This is a genomic window from Paenibacillus haidiansis (assembly GCF_036553665.1).
Lineage (GTDB): Bacteria > Bacillota > Bacilli > Paenibacillales > Paenibacillaceae > Fontibacillus > Fontibacillus haidiansis.
On the sequence record NZ_JAZHPZ010000001.1, the window covers coordinates 142717 to 159667 of the forward strand.

The 16951-nt window shown below is 55.3% G+C and carries 21 protein-coding genes; 1 reads left to right on the plus strand and 20 read right to left on the minus strand.

Annotation, left to right across the window (positions count from 1 at the left end):
• Positions 1–6 precede the first annotated feature (6 nt).
• From panC to V3851_RS00665, 10 genes are all read right to left on the minus strand, one after another.
• Positions 7–900 carry a pantoate--beta-alanine ligase gene (gene panC / locus V3851_RS00620; RefSeq protein ID WP_331844558.1) on the minus strand — a complete coding sequence of 298 codons (894 nt, stop codon included), beginning with the start codon at positions 898–900 and terminating at the stop codon, positions 7–9.
• Positions 897–1766 carry a 3-methyl-2-oxobutanoate hydroxymethyltransferase gene (gene panB / locus V3851_RS00625; RefSeq protein ID WP_331844559.1) on the minus strand — a complete coding sequence of 290 codons (870 nt, stop codon included), beginning with the start codon at positions 1764–1766 and terminating at the stop codon, positions 897–899. Before panB ends, panC begins: the two co-directional genes overlap by 4 nt.
• A 282-nt stretch (positions 1767–2048) precedes the next feature.
• Positions 2049–3020, minus strand: coding sequence for a biotin--[acetyl-CoA-carboxylase] ligase (locus V3851_RS00630; protein WP_331844560.1), 972 nt, complete (start codon positions 3018–3020; stop codon positions 2049–2051).
• Positions 3010–4344, minus strand: a complete 1335-nt coding sequence (locus tag V3851_RS00635) for a CCA tRNA nucleotidyltransferase (RefSeq protein ID WP_331844561.1) — start codon at positions 4342–4344, stop codon at positions 3010–3012. Before V3851_RS00635 ends, V3851_RS00630 begins: the two co-directional genes overlap by 11 nt.
• A 22-nt stretch (positions 4345–4366) precedes the next feature.
• Complete coding sequence (gene bshA, locus V3851_RS00640) at positions 4367–5527, minus strand: N-acetyl-alpha-D-glucosaminyl L-malate synthase BshA (protein WP_331844562.1); 1161 nt, start codon at positions 5525–5527, stop codon at positions 4367–4369.
• A 23-nt stretch (positions 5528–5550) separates the two neighbouring features.
• Complete coding sequence (gene bshB1, locus V3851_RS00645; protein WP_331844563.1) at positions 5551–6252, minus strand: bacillithiol biosynthesis deacetylase BshB1; 702 nt, start codon at positions 6250–6252, stop codon at positions 5551–5553.
• Positions 6252–6671, minus strand: a complete 420-nt coding sequence (gene mgsA / locus V3851_RS00650) for a methylglyoxal synthase (RefSeq protein ID WP_331844564.1) — start codon at positions 6669–6671, stop codon at positions 6252–6254. Before mgsA ends, bshB1 begins: the two co-directional genes overlap by 1 nt.
• 17 nt (positions 6672–6688) lie before the next feature.
• Positions 6689–7492, minus strand: coding sequence for a 4-hydroxy-tetrahydrodipicolinate reductase (gene dapB / locus V3851_RS00655; RefSeq protein ID WP_331844565.1), 804 nt, complete (start codon positions 7490–7492; stop codon positions 6689–6691).
• A gap of 30 nt (positions 7493–7522) precedes the next feature.
• A complete protein-coding gene (locus V3851_RS00660; RefSeq protein ID WP_331845229.1) occupies positions 7523–8017 on the minus strand; it encodes a tetratricopeptide repeat protein in 495 nt (164 codons plus the stop codon).
• 101 nt (positions 8018–8118) lie between these two features.
• Positions 8119–8448 (minus strand): nucleotide pyrophosphohydrolase, encoded by a 330-nt coding sequence (locus V3851_RS00665; protein ID WP_331844566.1) that lies wholly within the window; start codon positions 8446–8448, stop codon positions 8119–8121.
• Between the two features lie 153 nt (positions 8449–8601).
• Here V3851_RS00665 and V3851_RS00670 point away from each other — a divergent pair, with 153 nt between their 5' ends.
• Positions 8602–9465 carry a YitT family protein gene (locus V3851_RS00670; RefSeq protein ID WP_331844567.1) on the plus strand — a complete coding sequence of 288 codons (864 nt, stop codon included), beginning with the start codon at positions 8602–8604 and terminating at the stop codon, positions 9463–9465.
• Positions 9466–9770: 305 nt separating this feature from the next.
• On the opposite strand, the gene V3851_RS00675 is transcribed toward V3851_RS00670, so the two are convergent.
• The 10 genes from V3851_RS00675 to V3851_RS00720 form a co-directional block, all read right to left on the minus strand.
• Complete coding sequence (locus V3851_RS00675; protein WP_331844568.1) at positions 9771–10676, minus strand: sporulation protein YpjB; 906 nt, start codon at positions 10674–10676, stop codon at positions 9771–9773.
• Between the two features lie 44 nt (positions 10677–10720).
• On the minus strand, positions 10721–11359 hold the full coding sequence (locus tag V3851_RS00680) for a DUF1405 domain-containing protein (protein ID WP_331844569.1): 639 nt from the start codon (positions 11357–11359) through the stop codon (positions 10721–10723).
• An 85-nt stretch (positions 11360–11444) separates the two neighbouring features.
• Entirely contained in the window at positions 11445–12329 is an 885-nt protein-coding gene (locus V3851_RS00685; protein WP_331844570.1) for a c-type cytochrome, read from the minus strand.
• 73 nt (positions 12330–12402) lie between these two features.
• Entirely contained in the window at positions 12403–13074 is a 672-nt protein-coding gene (qcrB, locus tag V3851_RS00690; protein ID WP_331844571.1) for a menaquinol-cytochrome c reductase cytochrome b subunit, read from the minus strand.
• A gap of 16 nt (positions 13075–13090) precedes the next feature.
• On the minus strand, positions 13091–13633 hold the full coding sequence (locus tag V3851_RS00695) for a QcrA and Rieske domain-containing protein (protein WP_331844572.1): 543 nt from the start codon (positions 13631–13633) through the stop codon (positions 13091–13093).
• 181 nt (positions 13634–13814) lie between these two features.
• On the minus strand, positions 13815–14246 hold the full coding sequence (locus tag V3851_RS00700) for a DUF2487 family protein (protein WP_331844573.1): 432 nt from the start codon (positions 14244–14246) through the stop codon (positions 13815–13817).
• Positions 14247–14320: 74 nt separating this feature from the next.
• Positions 14321–14503: an IDEAL domain-containing protein gene (locus V3851_RS00705; protein WP_331844574.1), complete on the minus strand. Its 183-nt coding sequence runs from the start codon at positions 14501–14503 to the stop codon at positions 14321–14323.
• Between the two features lie 23 nt (positions 14504–14526).
• Entirely contained in the window at positions 14527–15033 is a 507-nt protein-coding gene (locus V3851_RS00710; RefSeq protein ID WP_331844575.1) for a gamma carbonic anhydrase family protein, read from the minus strand.
• A 93-nt stretch (positions 15034–15126) separates the two neighbouring features.
• Complete coding sequence (locus V3851_RS00715) at positions 15127–16221, minus strand: DUF5302 domain-containing protein (RefSeq protein WP_331844576.1); 1095 nt, start codon at positions 16219–16221, stop codon at positions 15127–15129.
• 122 nt (positions 16222–16343) lie between these two features.
• Positions 16344–16946: a histidine phosphatase family protein gene (locus tag V3851_RS00720; RefSeq protein ID WP_331844577.1), complete on the minus strand. Its 603-nt coding sequence runs from the start codon at positions 16944–16946 to the stop codon at positions 16344–16346.
• Between the last annotated feature and the right edge of the window lie 5 nt (positions 16947–16951).

A 16951-nucleotide genomic window follows, 5' to 3' on the forward strand; every position in this document is an offset into this window, starting at 1 on the left:
GATAGCTCACTCCCCCTTCTTATTTAAAATCACGTTATCGATCAGACGCGTCGTGCCGAATTTCACCGCCAGCGCGACCAGAACCGGACCTTCCGCTTCATGAATCGCCTCGCTGTCGGCAAGCGGCGCAAGCCCAGGAAAATCCACGACTTCCACATAATCGACAACCGCCAGCGGTTCCGCCTGGATCGATTCCAACAGGCCTTTACGTGCCTCTCCGGCCGTTACCCGCCCGCCCGCGTTGATATCGGACTCCAGCTTCAGCAGGCTTCCGGAGAGCACCAGAGCGGCTTTCCGCTCTTCTTCGCTCAAATATACATTCCGGGAACTGAGCGCCAGTCCGTCGCTTTCGCGGACGATCGGACAAGGTACGATGCGGACATCGAAATTGAGGTCCTGGACCATTTGCGCGATCACGGCCGCCTGCTGGGCGTCCTTTTGTCCGAAATAGGCGCTGCTCGGCTGAACGATGTGGAACAATTTGCCCACCACGGTCGTCACTCCGTCAAAATGCCCCGGCCGCGATGCCCCGCATAAACGGTCCGTCAGCTCGCCGACGGCGATCTTCGTCAAGGTCGGACGCGGATACATTTCATTGACGGCAGGCATGAAGACGACGTCGACGCCTTCGCGTTCGGCCAGCTCAAGATCCCGTTTCTCGTCGCGCGGATAGCGTTCAAAATCCTCGTTCGGTCCGAACTGGATCGGATTGACGAAGATGCTGAGCACGACGATTTCGTTCTCCTGACGGGCCCGCCGCAGCAGACTGGCATGCCCTTCATGCAGATACCCCATCGTAGGCACCAGCCCCGTTTTGGGAAACTTTCTCTCTTTGGCGGTTTTGATCCGCTCGATCTTCAAATATTCCTTCAGTTCTCCAATCTCCCTGAACACCTTCATGAACGGGATTCCACCTTCCCTTTGCCGTATAAACTGTCAAGCACGCCGTCTTCGGCGGCGAACACGTGTTTTTCTTCCGGAAACGCCTTCGTCTTAACATCGCTCACATAACCCGCGATACCGGTGCGGATTTGCTCGCCGATGTCGGCATACGTTTTGACGAACCGCTTCTCGCGGTATTCCGGCGTATATTTCAGGATGTCATGGAACACGAGTACCTGTCCATCCACTTTGCGGCCTGCGCCGATGCCGATCGTCGGCACGGATATCGTTTCCGTGATGACGGCGGCCGCTTCCTCCGTGACCAGTTCCAGCACGATGCCGAATACCCCGGCGCGCTCCAGCGCCTGCGCGTCTTCCAGCAGGCGCCGGGCGTCCCGTTCGTCCTTGCCCTGTACGCGGTAGCCGCCGATTTGGTTGACGGACTGCGGCGTCAGGCCGATATGGCCAAGCACCGGCACCCCGGCCTGAACGATGGCCTGAACCGTGGCGGCGATTTCCGCGCCGCCCTCCATCTTGACGGCCTGGGCGTGTCCTTCCTGCATAATCCGCCGTACGGTACGCAGCGTTTCATCAATACTTCCGTGATATGTCATAAACGGCAGGTCGGCAACGATAAACGTATTTCGTGCTCCGCGGGCGACTGCGCGCGTGTGGCAAATCATGTCCTCCACCGTAACGGGAATGGTGGAATCGTACCCCAGCACCGTGTTGCCCATGGAGTCGCCGACCAGGATCACGTCGACCCCCGCTTCCTCCGCCAGACTCGCCGACGGGTAATCGTAAGCGGTGATCATCGTGATCGGGTCGCCGGCCTGCTTCATTTTTTTCATTTTTACAATATTCAGCGGATGTTTACCAGCCATTTCTTCTCCATCTCCTCTTTTCGTTATCGGTTGCCCCTTCGCGGGAAGTGGACACAACAAAAAAACCTTTTAGTTTGTGAACTAAAAAGGTCCGAACGCAAAGAAGAGTCGCTTTCGCTCGTTCTTCTGTCTCGGTCCTCTTCGGCTCAGAGCAGAATCCAACGTTCTTTCGAAACGCCACCGTAAAACTAATAACCACCTATATTGTTTCCGCATGAGTGCAATTCGAATCCTCGATATCGCCTCATGAGGACAGTATAACAAATTGCGTTACATATTTCATCATCCAAGTTGTACATCGCCCGAGAAAATCTTGACGTCGCTCCCGTGTTCGTCCTGCAATACGAGCGCCCCCGATTCATCCAGCGATTTCGCCACGCCCGAAATATCGCCGCGGCCGCCCCATACGGTAACTCGACGCCCCAACGTCACGGACAAAGCTTCCCACAACAGGCGGATCGGGGCAAAGCCCTCCTCTTCATGAAGCTTATAAAGCTGTTCCAGCTCGTTCATCACCGCGGCAATCAACTCCGCGCGGTCGATGTGCCGGCCGCTTTCGATTTTCAGCGAGGTCGCGACGCTGCGCAGCTCCGCCGGGATATCCTCCGGCTCCAAATTGACGTCGATTCCGATGCCGGCGATGCAATACTTGATCATTTCGTCTTCTCCGGCGGATTCGATCAAAATTCCGCATACCTTTTTGCCGCCGATCAAAATATCGTTCGGCCATTTAATGCCGGCATCGGCCCCGCTCACTTTACGGATCGCCCGGCAGACGGCCACCGCCGTCAGCAGGGTGAGCTGCGGGGCGAAGGCGAGCGGCCGCCGCGGGCGCAGCAGCAGGCTCATCCAGACGCCTTTGTGCGGCGGCGAGAACCACATCCGACCCTGGCGTCCGCGGCCGCCCGTCTGCTCCTCGGCGATGACCAGCGTCCCTTCGGCCGCTCCTTCCTCCGCCAGCAGCCGGGCGGCCTCCTGGGTCGATGACGTAACGTCCAGCAGCCGGAGCTTCCGGGCAAAGCCGGACGTTTGCAGCATGGCGCCGATCGCCGCTTCCTCCAACTTATCCGGCGAACCGACCAGCCGGTAGCCTTTGCGGGATACGGCTTCGAATTCATAGCCTTCTTCGCGCAGCTTGTTGATTTGCTTCCAGACGGCCGTCCGGCTGATCGACAAGCGGCGGCTGATCTCTTCGCCGGATATATACTCGCCGGGCGCGGCTTTCAGCATCTCCAGCAATTTATTATGCTCCATCTTCATTCACCACAACTTTCGCAAATTCCAGCAAGCGTTCCCGCTGATTGTCAAGCTGGCCGGAGGCGACCTCGAACAGCAATTCCTTCATCAACTCGCCCAGCCAGGGACCGCCCTTTCTGCCGATATATTGCAATATATCCCCGCCTGTGACGGCCAGCTCCCCCAGCGTATGTACGACGGTCTCCCGGTGCCACCGGCCTTCCTCCCGCCGAAGCCGATCCAGCTTCTCCGCCACCGAGCGGCCAATTGCCGCCTCAGGGCCCGTTTCGGACCGCAACAGGGTTTCCCGCCGATCCAGCCAGCTTGCGGCAATTTTCTTGCCGAAGCGAAGTTCCAGCTCGATCCAATGGCGGCGCAGCAAGGTTAAGTCCCCGTCCGACCCTTCCCTGGCGGCATTCCAATGCTCGTCAAACCGCAGCAGATCCGCCGCCCCTTGCGCCGCCGCATTGGAAAAGGTCCACTTCTTCATCAACCCGGCGGCCTCTTCCCCGGGGACGCCCAGCGCTTGCAGCAAGAGCGACCAGCGGATTTCCGCCGCGTCGGGCGGGAACGACTCCAGCGCATTAAGAAGCGTCAATCGCCCCTCATCCCGAAGCGCAGTCAGGGCAGCTTGCGGCACCGGGGCTTTGACGCTCTCCAGCAGCCCGCTGCGCTGCAGGAGCGCAAGCCCGCGAAGCGGATACGGGCCTAGCACGATCTTCTCCAGCTCGGCCCGAATTCGCTCCATCGCGATATAAGCGATCTTCGCGCGACCTCCCCGCAGCGCCGCCCACAAGCTTTTCGCCGGGCGGAAAGCGAACACGGAGGCGAACCGGACCGCCCGCATCATGCGCAGCGCATCCTCGTCGAACCGCTCCGCCGCATCGCCGACGCAGCGGATCACGCCCGCCTCGATATCCCGGCGCCCGCCGAAGACGTCGGTAATCCGGCCGCTCTCGTCGCAGGCCATCGCATTCATCGTGAAATCGCGGCGGCGTAGATCGCTGGTCAGCTCCTCGACGAATTCCACACTGGAAGGATGGCGGTGATCCTCGTACTCCGCCTCCTTGCGGAAGGTCGTCACTTCAAAGGCCTGCCCGTTCATCAGAACAGTGACCGTTCCGTGCTGAATACCGGTCGGAACCGTCCGGTCGAACAGCGCGATCACCTCCTCCGGTTTGGCCGAGGTGGCGATATCCATGTCGTGAACCGGACGGCCCATCAGTTCGTCGCGGACGCAGCCCCCGACAAAATAAGCCTGAAATCCGGTCTCACGCAGCCGTTTAAGCACGTTTTCCCCCTGACGACGCATCAGGGGGTCCACCATCTTCCAAGAGTTCATTGCCAATCAATCCTCCGCCTTTTTATCCGCAAGCCGGTTTAAACTGCGGCACCTTCCGCCCCAATACCCGGTAGTAGATGGATTCATAAACGGATGTAATGGTGTCGCTGCTGAAATAGCATTTCGCCCGGTTCAGACAAGCCTTGCGTACCCGGCTTGCCAGCTCCGGGTCATTGAACAGCGAGATGCAATAATCCGCCATCCGGCGGGTGTCTCCGATCGGGGCCAAAAACCCGGTTTCGCCATGGGCGACCAATTCGGGAATCCCGCCCGCTTCCGATCCGACGGTCGGTATGCCGCAAGCCATCGCTTCCAGTGCCACGAGGCCGAAGCTTTCTTTCTCGGAAGGAAGCAGCAGCACATCGGCCATTGAAATCACCTGGGCGATATCGTCCTGCTTGCCTAGGAAATGAACGCGGTCTTCCAGCCCCATTTCTTTGATTTTCCACTGGATCTTCGGAAGGTCCGGGCCTTCGCCGACAAACAGCAGCTTGGACGGCACTTGCTCGTTGACCATGCTGAACACGTCGACCACATCGCCGACGCGCTTCACCGGCCGGAAATTGGAGATGTGCATCAGCACCTTTTCGCCCGGTTCGGCGAAATCTTTACGACATTCGCAAACGTCTCTGGGATGATATTGGCGCTCGTCCACGAAATTATAGGTTAGATCGATATCGCGCACAATATCGAGCACCTCGCGGGTTTCCCGCATCAAATCGCGCGAGACCGACGTCACGGCGTCGCTTTCGTTGATCGCCAGCCGGATCAGGTCCTTCAGCGACTCGTCCTGGGCCAGCACCGTAATATCCGTGCCGTGCAGCGTCGTCACGACCTTCAGCTTGTCTCCGACCATCTGCTTGGCAAGAAAGGCGCATACCGCATGGGGTACCGCGTAATGGACATGCAAAATGTCCAGATTTTGCGCTTTGGCTACCTGGGCCATTTTGGTCGCCAGGGAAAGGTCGTAAGGCGGGTAACGGAATACGTAATAATCGCTGACCTCGACCTCATGGTACATTATATTTTTATGAAAGCTTCCAAGCCTGAAAGGGACGCTGTGGGAGATAAAATGCACCTCATGGCCTTTATCCGCAAGCAGTTTCCCGAGTTCGGTCGCCACAACCCCCGAGCCGCCAAGCGTCGGATAGCAGGTAATGCCGATTTTCAAAAATGAATCCATATCAGGCCGCGGCCTCCTTGTGTTTACGCGAATAGATTGACCAGATAAGGCGTCTTGACGGCAAACCCTTCCGCAAAAGGAATCAGTTTGCGCTGTCCGAGCAGCGCATCTCTGGCCTTGACCCGCTCGACATAGCCTTGGTTCAGCGGGGTCGGAGCCACATCCTCCCCTGCAGATCCCTGCCCGAATTGCGAGCGGTAACAGCCGAGGGCCTGCTCCTTCAGCGGATAGTAATCCGTCACGTCGACCAGCAGATCCGGCGTTTTCCAATCATTAATGAAATAATAATAAAGCTCCGGCGCCGCGATTGCCGGCTTGTCCGGCATATACCGGCGGAGCTTGGCGTTGAACGCCGCCTCCTCCACGAGTTTGGAGCAGGCAATATGGTCCGGATGCCGGTCTTCCCAATAGGGAGCAAAGATCACCGCGGGCGCATATTCCCGGATGACCTCCGTGACCCGGGCGACGTGCTCCGGCGTAATATATAATCCCCGGTCGGGGAGTCCGAGGTTCAGACGGACCGACACGCCCAGCGTTTCCGCGGCCTGGGCCGCTTCCCGCTTGCGCAGCTCGACATTGCCGTTGGAGGAAAGCTCGGCCTCGGTCAGATCGCAAAGGCCCACCCGCGAGCCGGCGGCCACCTGCTTGGCGATCGTGCCGGCCATGCCGATTTCCGCGTCGTCCGCGTGGGCTCCGAAGATCAGAATATCGAGTTGCCCGCTCATTAGCTTAACCCCGGTTTGTTTTGTTCCACCAGTTCCCGCCAGCCGAAATCGCCGCGATCCAGCGCGCGAACCAAAATCTCCGCCGTCGCCAGATTGGTGGCCACCGGAATTCCGTGAACGTCGCAGAGGCGCAGCAGCGCCGTAATGTCGGGCTCATGCGGCTGAGCCATCAGCGGATCGCGGAAAAACAGGACGAGATCCATCTCATTTTGCGCAATCAGCGATCCGATCTGCTGATCGCCGCCGAGCGGACCCGAGAGGAAGCGATGAATCTTCAGATCGGTCGCTTCCATAATCCGCATCCCCGTCGTTCCGGTGGAATAGAGTTTCTTTCCTTTAAACACATGTTCATAGGCGATAACGAAATTAACGATATCTTCTTTTTTGCGGTCGTGGGCAATAAAAGCTATATTCAGCATGTTCTTCTCTCCCTCTATCAATCGACAAAATGATCGAATCCGTAGACCATACCTTCATATTCCAGCACTTTTTTGATCGCCAAATTGACGCCGGGCATATATCCCGCCCGTTCATAGGAGTCATGGCGGATCTTCAGCGTTTGGCCGAAGCCGCCGAATACGACCTCCTCCTGCGCGAAAATGCCGGGCAGGCGAACGCTGTGGATGCGGAACCCGTTGTAGTATCCGCCTCTGGAGCCTTCGATCGTCTCTTCCTCCTTGGGATTGCCCTGACGGAGCTCTTCCCGGTTCATCGCGATCAGCTCCGCGGTTTTGATCGCCGTCCCCGAAGGGGCGTCCAGCTTCTGGTCCCCGTGGTATTCGATGATCTCCAAATGCGGGAAATATTTGGCCGCCTGTGCGGCGAATTTCATCAGCAAAATCGCCCCGATCGAAAAATTCGGCGCGATCAGCCCGCCCAGTCCTTTGGCGCGGCACTGCTTGTCCAGAAGCTCAATCTGCTCCGGGGTGAAGCCTGTCGTTCCGACCACCGGGGCCACCCCATGCTTAATCGCCGTCTCCGTGTTGGCAAATGCGGACGCCGGCGTCGTAAAATCGACCAATACCTGCGGTTTCCCTTCAACCAGCGAAAGCTCCAGATCTGAGGTCAACCGGACGCCGCAGGCCGGCAGCCCGACGAGGGTTCCCGCGTCTATCGCTTCGTTTGCCGGATTGATGGCGGCCACCAGACGAAGAGCGGGATCCTCCAGTACCATCTTAACCACTTCTCTGCCCATTCTTCCCGCCGCTCCCGCGACGGCAACTCTAATCTGTTCCCCCATCTTGATCCCCCTCATTCTCTGTTGAAATGATTAATCCATATATTTCCTGATTCTCTGTTCCAATTCCGCCAGTTGTTTGGCGATAACGTCATCTTGCGGCAAAGCCGACGCTTCCTGTACCGCGTTCAGAGCCAGTTCATATTGCTCCAGCTCGGCGTAGGCGATCGCCAGCCATACCCGCGAGTCCACCGACAGCGGATCCAACTGGGCCGCCCGCTCCAACAGCCTTAACGCGGGGACGACGACTCCCTCCTTATTTACGCTGCTTCCGGCTGTATCGCCTTCGAGCAGCCGCTTGGCCATCACCGTCAGCTCTTTGGACTGCATCCGGTCAAAATGGAGCTTGTATTCCTCCTGCAAGGGCGCCAGAGCCGTAGCCAGCCGGGCATGGGCCAACGCCCTGTCCAACCGGTTGCTGCGGGCACAGGTAATCGAGCAGCGATAGTGGACATCCGCATTGTCCGGCTCGATCGCCAGTGCTTCCTCAAAATGCTGGATCGCCTGCTCGAAATCATTCTCGTAAATGCTCCGGTACGCTTTTTTTTAAATAGTCCTCCGCCTTCATCTGCCATACCCCTCCCATGCGATGGGCTGATATTACTTACAGCATATGAAGGAAGGACTTATTAGGTGTCCTTTTTGGTCCAGCGATCCGCGTCGCGCGTATTGAATTTGTGCATCACTTTATCGTGTGCCGCGGTTAAATCGATGCCGAGCGAGTTCGCGAAACAGATCGCAATAAACAGGATATCGCCCAGCTCCAGCTCGATGGAGTTATCGGGTTCGCTCTCCTTCTTCGGCTTCTCCCCGTAGCTATGGTTGACTTCCCGGGCCAATTCGCCGACTTCCTCGCTCATGCGGGCCATCAGGGCCAGCGGACTGAAATAGCCTTCTTTAAATTGGGATATGTACTGGTCCACTTCCCTTTGCAGCTCTGCAAGAGACTTTTCTTTCATCAGCCATCCCTCTCTTATGTGACATGTATCATCCCTATGTTATCGTAAAGCAGATATGAAAACAAACCCTTTTTTAATCCCCCCGGAAAAAGGTATACTAAGGAAGAATGCGCCAAAACAGGCATACACAACTAACGGGTGAGGGATTATGGAATGAATGCAAACAGAATCACGGGCTATTTGAAAACGGTTCTCCCAATCATGCTGGGCACTGCGATCTATGCCTTCGGACTACTATATTTTATTATACCCAATCAGCTCATGGAGGGCGGGGTTACCGGCATTACGATCCTGCTGAAATACGCGTTCGGCGTTTCGCCTTCACTGTCCAACCTGCTGCTGAACATTCCGCTGTTTCTGATCGGCTGGAAAATACTCGGCGGAAGACAGATCGTATACACAGGCCTTGGAATCGGCTCGCTGTCGTTCTTTCTCTGGATTTTCGAAAAAATGATCGACTCCGGCTGGATTGTGACTTTTGAAACGGACTATATTCTCGCATCCCTGTACGCAGGGGTAACGCTTGGCGCCGGGCTCGGCATCGTGTTTCGCTTCGGCGGGACCACGGGCGGGTCCGATATCGTGGCGCGGATTTTGAACCGGAAATTCGGGTTCAGCATGGGTCAGGTGATTCTGACTATCGATGTTATCATCATCGGGCTGTCCCTTTTTTATGTCGCCAAAGAAAATATCCTGTATACGCTCGTCGCGGTATTTATCGCTTCCAAGGTGATCGACTTCATTCAGGAGGGGGCTTACTCGGCCAAAGCCTTTACGATCATCAGCGACCACGCTCCGGAAATCGCCGATATCATTACGAAAGAGATGGAACGGGGAGTAACGCTGATTCCCGCGATCGGCGCCTATTCCAAGCAGTCGAAGTATATGGCTTACTGCGTCGTGTCCCGCCAGGAGATCCGGCGGCTGAACGGGATCGCCAAATCCGTCGATCCGCGGGCGTTCATTATTATCAGCGATGTACATGACGTTCATGGTGAAGGGTTTAGGGAGGATTAGGAAGGTTGGGACGGTCAGAAAAACCAGTCGGGCTTATCGCAACCGATTCTTAGGCGGTACAAGCCTGCAAAAATACAGTTTTTGAAGCTGGTCCGCAGGTGAAGCAAGTAATACCTGCAAATATGCAGGTATTTTATGCCAATTACGGCTAAACGGGGAATTACGCGCGGAAAACCTGCACTGTTGCAGGAATTCTCTTAAAATAAGCCTTCAGTCCAGAAAAAGCTGCACAATTGCAGGAATCTTATAGCCGACAAATCAATCGCCCCCAAGTCCGCTTCGGACCCGGAGGGCGATTATTTATATTAGAAGCGATAGCTGTCGGCCCGGTCCCGCTTGGCGTGCACGGATGTGACGGATTGGTCCGCCCGGTACTTTCTCAAACCGGTATAAGCGAGCGCCAACAAAATCCAGCCGCCGATCAAAAGGCCCCATTGCCACGGATTGCCGATGCTCCCGACCGGCAGGAAAACGGGTTCGTCGCCTCGGCGCCCGAACAGTTCCTTAATCAGCCGGTCCCCCTGCTCGATCGCCCCGCTGATTGCCGGCTCATCCCAGGTGCTGTCCGAGCTGAGCCTGTCGGCATATGACATCCAAGAATCCAGGCGGTTGATCTCCGAAGGGTTCTTGTCGATGACCGCGGCGGGCCGGATCACTTCATAATGCGATTTCAGCGCAAGGAAAGCCTCCCGCAGCAATGTCCGGCTTCCTTCGGCCCTGCCTTTGCTCATGTTCGCCAAGTCATCGGACATGATTTTGTAATATTGCAGCCATAGCGCCTTGTCCTTGTGCACCAGGCTGTTCACGGCCAGACGGAGCTTTGCCGACGATTCCGCCCATTCTTCCGGCGAGACTTCCGCCCTGACCAGGCTCTCCCGGACATCCATAATGCTTTCGGCCAGCGCGTGTATACCTTCCACCGAGGTCAACCCTTTGAAAGAAAGCCCCTCCAAATTTTCGGTCAACCGGTCCATATCCCAATGAGCTTCCTGTGTCTTCCCTTCTTGCATGGCGCGGTACAAATCCTCGGCCGCCTGCTCGAACGATGCCAGCTTCTCCGCACGCTCCCGTTCCGGCTGCTTCACAGCTTCTTGCGCGGGAACGGAGGCGGCCGCTTCGGCCTGCTCCGCCGGCCCCTGCGATAAGACGGCAGGCAGTGCCAACAAACACAACAACACGGTCTTAACCCGTTTCCATTTCGCGGCTTTCATGGACAATCCCTCCTTACCACCAAGGTATGGCGGGCTGTCCGCGCTTAGAACTCCGTTTTCGCTCTTTTTGCGCCCCGGAGCGCAAGCCAGCCCGCCGCCATACTGGCGATGGTCAGGCAGAAGGTAAAGACCATAACCTGCGGCACGTTATCCCACAGCGTCTGCGGCAACCAGGGATATACCTCGTAACGGTAATCCACCGCGTCGTTCAGCAGCGTCCAGGCTCCGGCGACCAGCAGCATCCCCGTCCCGAACCGGAATAAGCGGACATACAGCAGCGCCTCCACAGCCATAGCCAAATGGGAAGCCACAAGCATCCAGTCCTGCCAAACCAGCTCGCCGCCTTGAGCGGCGCCGGCAAATATCATGCTGACCGCCCAGACGCCGTATTTCACGCTTGTTACGACGGCAAGCCCTTCAATCAAGCCGCGGAGGAACTTGAACCGCGACAGGCCGGCGGGAAAGAGCAGAAAGAGCAGGGACAAAGTAAAAAACAGGCTCGCCGTCGGACTGTCGGGTACGAACACAATTTGCCAATGCGGATGCTTCTCCCAGGTATCGAGGAGTTGATTGTCATACCAAATGTAACCATAGATCGTGCCAAGCAGATTGCAAACAAACAACAGCCACAAGACCGGCCGGGACGACAAAAAAGGACGGCTCCACAAAAATGACGGCTTCAAACTTTTACCCCATTTCCATTATGTAAACTAAAACGCCAAGATATTAAAAAACCTGATCGTGATGACGATCAGGTCTTCATTAATCTTATTCTACTGCTTCCGTCTTTTGTTTCGCAAGCCATTCGGCCAAATGGTCGATGTCCTGGTCGGTCAGCCCGGCGCTGATGGCCGTGTCGTACATCGCAGGCATCTTATTGTTATAGCCATCTTTAATAATTGAAAGGATCGCATCCTTGTCGTGCTTGTCGCCTACCCCGCGCAGCGACGGTCCGCCGGCTCCCTTGAGATCGGCGCCGTGACAGGAGATACAGGTCGCCTTCTTGAACGATTCCATCGCCGGATCATCCGGTTCGACGATCGCTACCTCCTCCTGGCGGTTGCCGCTCGATGTCGGCAAGCCCTGCTCCCGGTTCTCGCGAGCCTGTTCTTCCCGCTGGATGTGCTCCGGCTGCGTGCCCGTCGCTTCCAGCTCGTTCTTGTAATGCGTCCAGGCAAAGTTCGTCAGGTACACCAGGGAAATGAGCGATAGAAACATCAGGGACGAAGCGATCGGGCGTTTATAAAATCGCCGCTCCTTGCCGCGGTCCAGGAACGGGGCGAGCAGCAGACCTCCAAAGGCAACGGCCGGAATGCCGAGCGTCCCCAGGACAACATAGTTCCCTGAAGCGTATGGATATTTCAGATATTGGTACAGAAACAGGAAGTACCAGTCCGGCATCGGAATGACCGAAGCGTTCGGATTGGCCGGAAACCCGAGCGGAGCCGGTTCGGAAATCGTCAGAACGAGAAATCCGACGAGCACGACGACCCCTACCATCCATTCCTTCAGTAAAAAGTTCGGAATAAAGGCCTCCGATTTGCCCGGATATGCCGTATAGTCGGGAGGAACGATAAACCCGTTGCCCTTGCGGACGCGCGAATCGCCGACAAATACGACCTTTTCCTGTTTCGATTTGTCACCATGAGCCATGTAAATGCCTCCCTTCTCTTCTCGAATTGTTCTGTGATCCATGCAGCAGATGCAAGACCCGGGCGGCCCATGATTATAGCGGACCGGAGATCCCTTGTCTGCGGATCATAATAAAGTGTCCTACCAGAAGGATCAGCAGCACGGCCGGAAGGAAGAACACGTGGATGGCGAAGAAGCGCGTTAGCGTTTCGGCGCCGACGAGCGTACCGCCTTGCAGCAGCTCTTTGATCACCGGTCCCAGGACGGGCACGGAGTTGGCGATTTCCAGTGTAACCTTGGTCGCAAAGTACGCTTTGTTGTCCCACGGGAGCAAATAACCCGTCAGACCGAGCCCGATCATGACGAAGAAGATCAGCATGCCCACCACCCAGTTCATCTCACGCGGCGCTTTATAAGAACCGGTGAAGAAGACTCGCAGCGTATGCAAAAACATCATGACGATGACCAAGCTCGCGCCCCAGTGGTGCATCCCGCGGACGATTTGGCCGAAAGCGACCTGCGTCTGCAAATATTCAACACTGTTGTACGCGTTAATGATATCGGGAACGTAATACATCGTCAGAAACATCCCCGACAAAATCTGGATTACGGTGATAAAAAACGTCAGACCGCCGAAGCAGTACACGAAAGCCGAGAAATGATGCGCCGGATTGACATGCTCGGGAACCTCATGGTCGGCGACATCTCTCCAGATCGGCGTGATATCCAGACGTTCGTCAATCCAGTTGTAAACATTTTTAAACATCCGTATCTACGCCTCCTTATTTCACGATGGTATTCGGGATAATCTCGCCCAGATATACCCAGTCGTCCTTCAGCATGACCTTGTATTCGTCGAGCGGCTTCGGAGCGACGGCAAGCTGTTTTCCTTCCTTTGTATAGTGCGCGCCGTGGCACGGACAATGATATTCGTCGGGAAAATTCTTGTCGTTGTTCCAGCCGACCGTACAGCCGAGATGCTTGCAAATCGGTGAAAGCGCATAAATTTTTCCGCTCTCGTCTTTCCGGATCCACGCGGTCAGGTTGGAGGTGCTTAAATACCATCCGTCCTGCTGTTTCAGTTCAAACGAAAATTCCTGGGGCTCGCTTGTAATTTTGCTGATTTCGGCCACCTTGACAAATGCGCCTTCGCCTTTCTTTTGCAAAATCGGGTCCACGGCAAAACGAACCATCGGAAGCGCCACACCTGCCGCCATAAATGCCGTTGCTCCCCCCAATGTATATGTAAGAAACTGCCGACGGGACATCTCCTTGCGCACAGGCGGTTTATGCGATGATTCATGCTCTTCATGCTGATTGCTCATAACGTCTTCAACCCCCTTTGCCAGCCAATTGATTCCATCTCATTACTAACAATGACATTTATCACACTTATGTGAAGACATATTTATAATATATTTTCCTTTTAGGACCGTCAAGAATTTGACACATCTTTTCCATCAATCGGTTCGTTGACCAATTTTAAAGTTCATCAATTTGTCACATTTAGATCTTGCTATCGCCTTTCCATAACCGCTGAACAGCGTCTTTTACCCGCTGCCCGGCCGGAAGCTCTCCCGCAGCCGGAAACCGTTCCGGCGTAATGATCAGATCGGCAGCCGGCAGCCGCTCATTCTCCGGTTCGACATCGGTCGAAATCACGATGGCGTAACGAAATCCGCCGGATTTGACATGGTGACAAATCTCGTTGACTTGTGACAAAATTTCCTCCCGCCCATACTGAAAAGAAGGGTAAGTTACAATTCTTCCGTGGAACGGAATTTCCACCAGATCCATGATATCCCTAAGCCTTTCCAACGCCGCCGTTACTTCATGCGGCTGTTCTTTCCCGGTGAGACCGGTCACCGGAATAAGGCATGTATCCAAATAAGGGCGCAGCTCTTCCCATGTCCCCGGTTCCATTTCGCTAAATTTCATAATAAGACATCCCCAATCTATCTATTCTTATTATCTTTATAATACAAAAAAGAAATGCCGCAAGGGCATTTCTTTTATTTATCCAATGTCTTCAGTTCATCCGTTAGAAGCCGGAAGGCCTGCTCATCGCCTTGTGCCAGTGCGTTGTCGATTTCGTTGTAGATTTGCTCCGACCGGTGTTTGCGTAGTGCTTCGTCCCAAACCATTTCCGCCGCCAAACTGAGCATTGCTTCATAAGTTACCTTCATCTGATCCATAGGATGCACCTCCAACCTAATTGTTAAGTGATCCTATATTCTTTCCCTTTGATAACATAGCTCTCAGCCGTCGTTTTCATCCGCTGCAAATCGGCCTCGGTCAGCTCGCGCACGACTCTGGCCGGTGAACCCAGGGAAAGAGTATAGGGTGGGATTTTTTTGTTTTCCGTTACGAGAGAACCTGCTCCTACTAAAGCATATTCACCGATTTCCGCTCCGTTTAGGACAATAGCCCCCATGCCGATTAATGTGCCTTGGCCTATCGTACAGCCGTGAATGATGGCCCCGTGCCCCACCGAGACGTCGTCCATCACGATCAGGGGCTGGCCGGTATTCACATGCCCGATGACTCCATCCTGGAGATTGGTACGGCTTCCGATGACGATGGGCGATAAATCCCCGCGCAGCACCGCATTGAACCAAATGCTAGATTCGGCGCCCACGCTGACGTCTCCAATCACTTTTGCCCCTTCCGCAATGTACACTGAAGGATCCAGCACAGGCAACTTCCCTTGATATCCCAGCAGCATTTTGACCACACTCCCTTTAAGCTATGAACTGTCTTCGATTGGGAGTGATTTTAACAAGTCGAACGGGCGGTTGTCAACGGACTTTCTTCGGGATCAATTCTGCATTTTGAGCAGCTTATGTACGGCGGACCTGCCGAACGGAGTCGTCTGCACGTACTTTTCCCCTTGGCCGTCGTCTCCAATCCGGACCATTCCCAAGTGAAGCATCATGCGCAGGACACGCTCTTCAAAGATGGACTCCGGCGAATCGTAATAGAAGGGTTTAATCAGCATCGACATCCCGGCATACAGCGAGGAGGCCGCGACCCATTCTTTCGAGCACCGCTCAATCCAATACACCAAAGAAGGCAAGTTAGGGATGGGCCCTTTATAAAGTCTTAACCAAAAGGAGACGAAGTGTATCATCGGCTCGCGTTTTTGCTCGGACAAAAACGCTTCACCCGCGGCCGTAAGCCGCAGACGGTCCATGTCCTCCCGAATCCATTTGGCATGACTCGCATAATCATACAGCAGCGCAAGCCGGTTCGGATAATCCTTAAAGCGCCGGCCATAACCGAAGCGCCAGCCCTTGCCGACAAGCGGTTCGGAGATATGGAGTTTTTCCAGAACCTGCAACTGATTCCGGCGGTACATCACCCCTTCGTTATTCAGAGGAATCTCATGCTCCCGTACATATTGCAGGAACAGAAGCAGGTCCTCGGAAAGCAATTCCGGTTCTTCCCGGTACATTGCCGGTTCTCCCTTGATGATGACGGTTTCGGCTCGAATCAGGCGCTCCAGCGCTTCGCGGAAACGCCGTTTCAAATCCTCCGGAACTTCAAACAAATACCTGGTGTTATGGGTCATTCCCTGGAACAGCCATCCCCGCTGCCTGAATCTGGCGATGACATCCCTGGGACTCTCCCGTTCTCTGGCGTCTTCCGTGAAACGCGACTGCTGGGCGCAGGCGATCAATTCTTCCAGACTGAACTGGCGGCGTCCGTCGAATATCAGAGCATTCAGAAACCGCAAATCTTCCAAACTCATTTCCGCAACATGGTGCTCGATAAACTCCCTGCGCCCGATCGTCTGCAGAATGGATTGAATCAATTCGTGCTTCGAATTGCCGTTGCACTCGCAACGGTAATGGTTCGCTATTCTGCTAAGCTGCCCGATATCGGCATATGTAAGCATATCCGCCAGATTCATATCATACCGCCTCGCCGTTTTACTACCATTATGGGAATTTTTTTTGGATTTATTCGCCATATCCCAAATCCCATATAAACGTGCATATAGAAAAACAACCCGGCCGAAGCCGGGTTGCGTCATCATGATCTCGATTCCTCTATGATCTCTTCCAAATGGCGGGTGCAGTTATAGAGCCGCAAGTCCCATTCCGTTTCTCTTTTTTCCAAAATGGTCAGCGACAAATTGCCGATTCGCTCGGAACAACGGTCCCGATACAGCGCCGTGAACAATTGGGCCAGCAGGCCGCCGTGCGTGACGACCAGCGCGTTCTTATCGCCGTAACGCTCGCCAAGCTCCCGAAGGAACGCTAGCGCCCGGTTACGGATCTCCTCGTCCTTCTCCTGGCCGAGTTCGAGCGAATGCCACTCCTTCCCCCATTTCGCCTCTCTCTCCAGTGCGGTCATACCTTCGATCTGGCCGAATGCCCGTTCCATAATTCGCGAATCGGGCTCATAAACCGGGATGCCCAGCTTGTCGGCGATGATTCGACCCGTCTCTTCCGCCCGGGCTAAACCGCTTGTTATGACAAAATCCCAGCGGTATTCCCGTTCCTCCAGGAGCCGGGAAGCCAAAAGACGGGCCTGCCGCCTTCCCTCGTCATTGAGCGGAATATCGCTTTGTCCTTGAATCTTACCGGCTGCGTTCCAGTCCGTCAGCCCATGCCGTATGAGCCCTACCAGCATGCCAT

What these genes read in the sequence shown, in the direction of transcription:
- panC (WP_331844558.1), bottom strand. Translation starts at nt 900, where the DNA reads ATGAAGGTGTTCAGGGAGATTGGAGAACTGAAGGAATATTTGAAGATC.
- panB (WP_331844559.1), bottom strand. Translation starts at nt 1,766, where the DNA reads ATGGCTGGTAAACATCCGCTGAATATTGTAAAAATGAAAAAAATGAAG.
- V3851_RS00630 (WP_331844560.1), bottom strand. Translation starts at nt 3,020, where the DNA reads ATGGAGCATAATAAATTGCTGGAGATGCTGAAAGCCGCGCCCGGCGAG.
- V3851_RS00635 (WP_331844561.1), bottom strand. Translation starts at nt 4,344, where the DNA reads ATGAACTCTTGGAAGATGGTGGACCCCCTGATGCGTCGTCAGGGGGAA.
- bshA (WP_331844562.1), bottom strand. Translation starts at nt 5,527, where the DNA reads ATGGATTCATTTTTGAAAATCGGCATTACCTGCTATCCGACGCTTGGC.
- bshB1 (WP_331844563.1), bottom strand. Translation starts at nt 6,252, where the DNA reads ATGAGCGGGCAACTCGATATTCTGATCTTCGGAGCCCACGCGGACGAC.
- mgsA (WP_331844564.1), bottom strand. Translation starts at nt 6,671, where the DNA reads ATGCTGAATATAGCTTTTATTGCCCACGACCGCAAAAAAGAAGATATC.
- dapB (WP_331844565.1), bottom strand. Translation starts at nt 7,492, where the DNA reads ATGGGGGAACAGATTAGAGTTGCCGTCGCGGGAGCGGCGGGAAGAATG.
- V3851_RS00665 (WP_331844566.1), bottom strand. Translation starts at nt 8,448, where the DNA reads ATGAAAGAAAAGTCTCTTGCAGAGCTGCAAAGGGAAGTGGACCAGTAC.
- V3851_RS00670 (WP_331844567.1), top strand. Translation starts at nt 8,602, where the DNA reads ATGAATGCAAACAGAATCACGGGCTATTTGAAAACGGTTCTCCCAATC.
- V3851_RS00675 (WP_331844568.1), bottom strand. Translation starts at nt 10,676, where the DNA reads ATGAAAGCCGCGAAATGGAAACGGGTTAAGACCGTGTTGTTGTGTTTG.
- V3851_RS00685 (WP_331844570.1), bottom strand. Translation starts at nt 12,329, where the DNA reads ATGGCTCATGGTGACAAATCGAAACAGGAAAAGGTCGTATTTGTCGGC.
- qcrB (WP_331844571.1), bottom strand. Translation starts at nt 13,074, where the DNA reads ATGTTTAAAAATGTTTACAACTGGATTGACGAACGTCTGGATATCACG.
- V3851_RS00695 (WP_331844572.1), bottom strand. Translation starts at nt 13,633, where the DNA reads ATGAGCAATCAGCATGAAGAGCATGAATCATCGCATAAACCGCCTGTG.
- V3851_RS00700 (WP_331844573.1), bottom strand. Translation starts at nt 14,246, where the DNA reads ATGAAATTTAGCGAAATGGAACCGGGGACATGGGAAGAGCTGCGCCCT.
- V3851_RS00705 (WP_331844574.1), bottom strand. Translation starts at nt 14,503, where the DNA reads ATGGATCAGATGAAGGTAACTTATGAAGCAATGCTCAGTTTGGCGGCG.
- V3851_RS00710 (WP_331844575.1), bottom strand. Translation starts at nt 15,033, where the DNA reads ATGCTGCTGGGATATCAAGGGAAGTTGCCTGTGCTGGATCCTTCAGTG.
- V3851_RS00715 (WP_331844576.1), bottom strand. Translation starts at nt 16,221, where the DNA reads ATGAATCTGGCGGATATGCTTACATATGCCGATATCGGGCAGCTTAGC.
- V3851_RS00720 (WP_331844577.1), bottom strand. Translation starts at nt 16,946, where the DNA reads ATGCTGGTAGGGCTCATACGGCATGGGCTGACGGACTGGAACGCAGCC.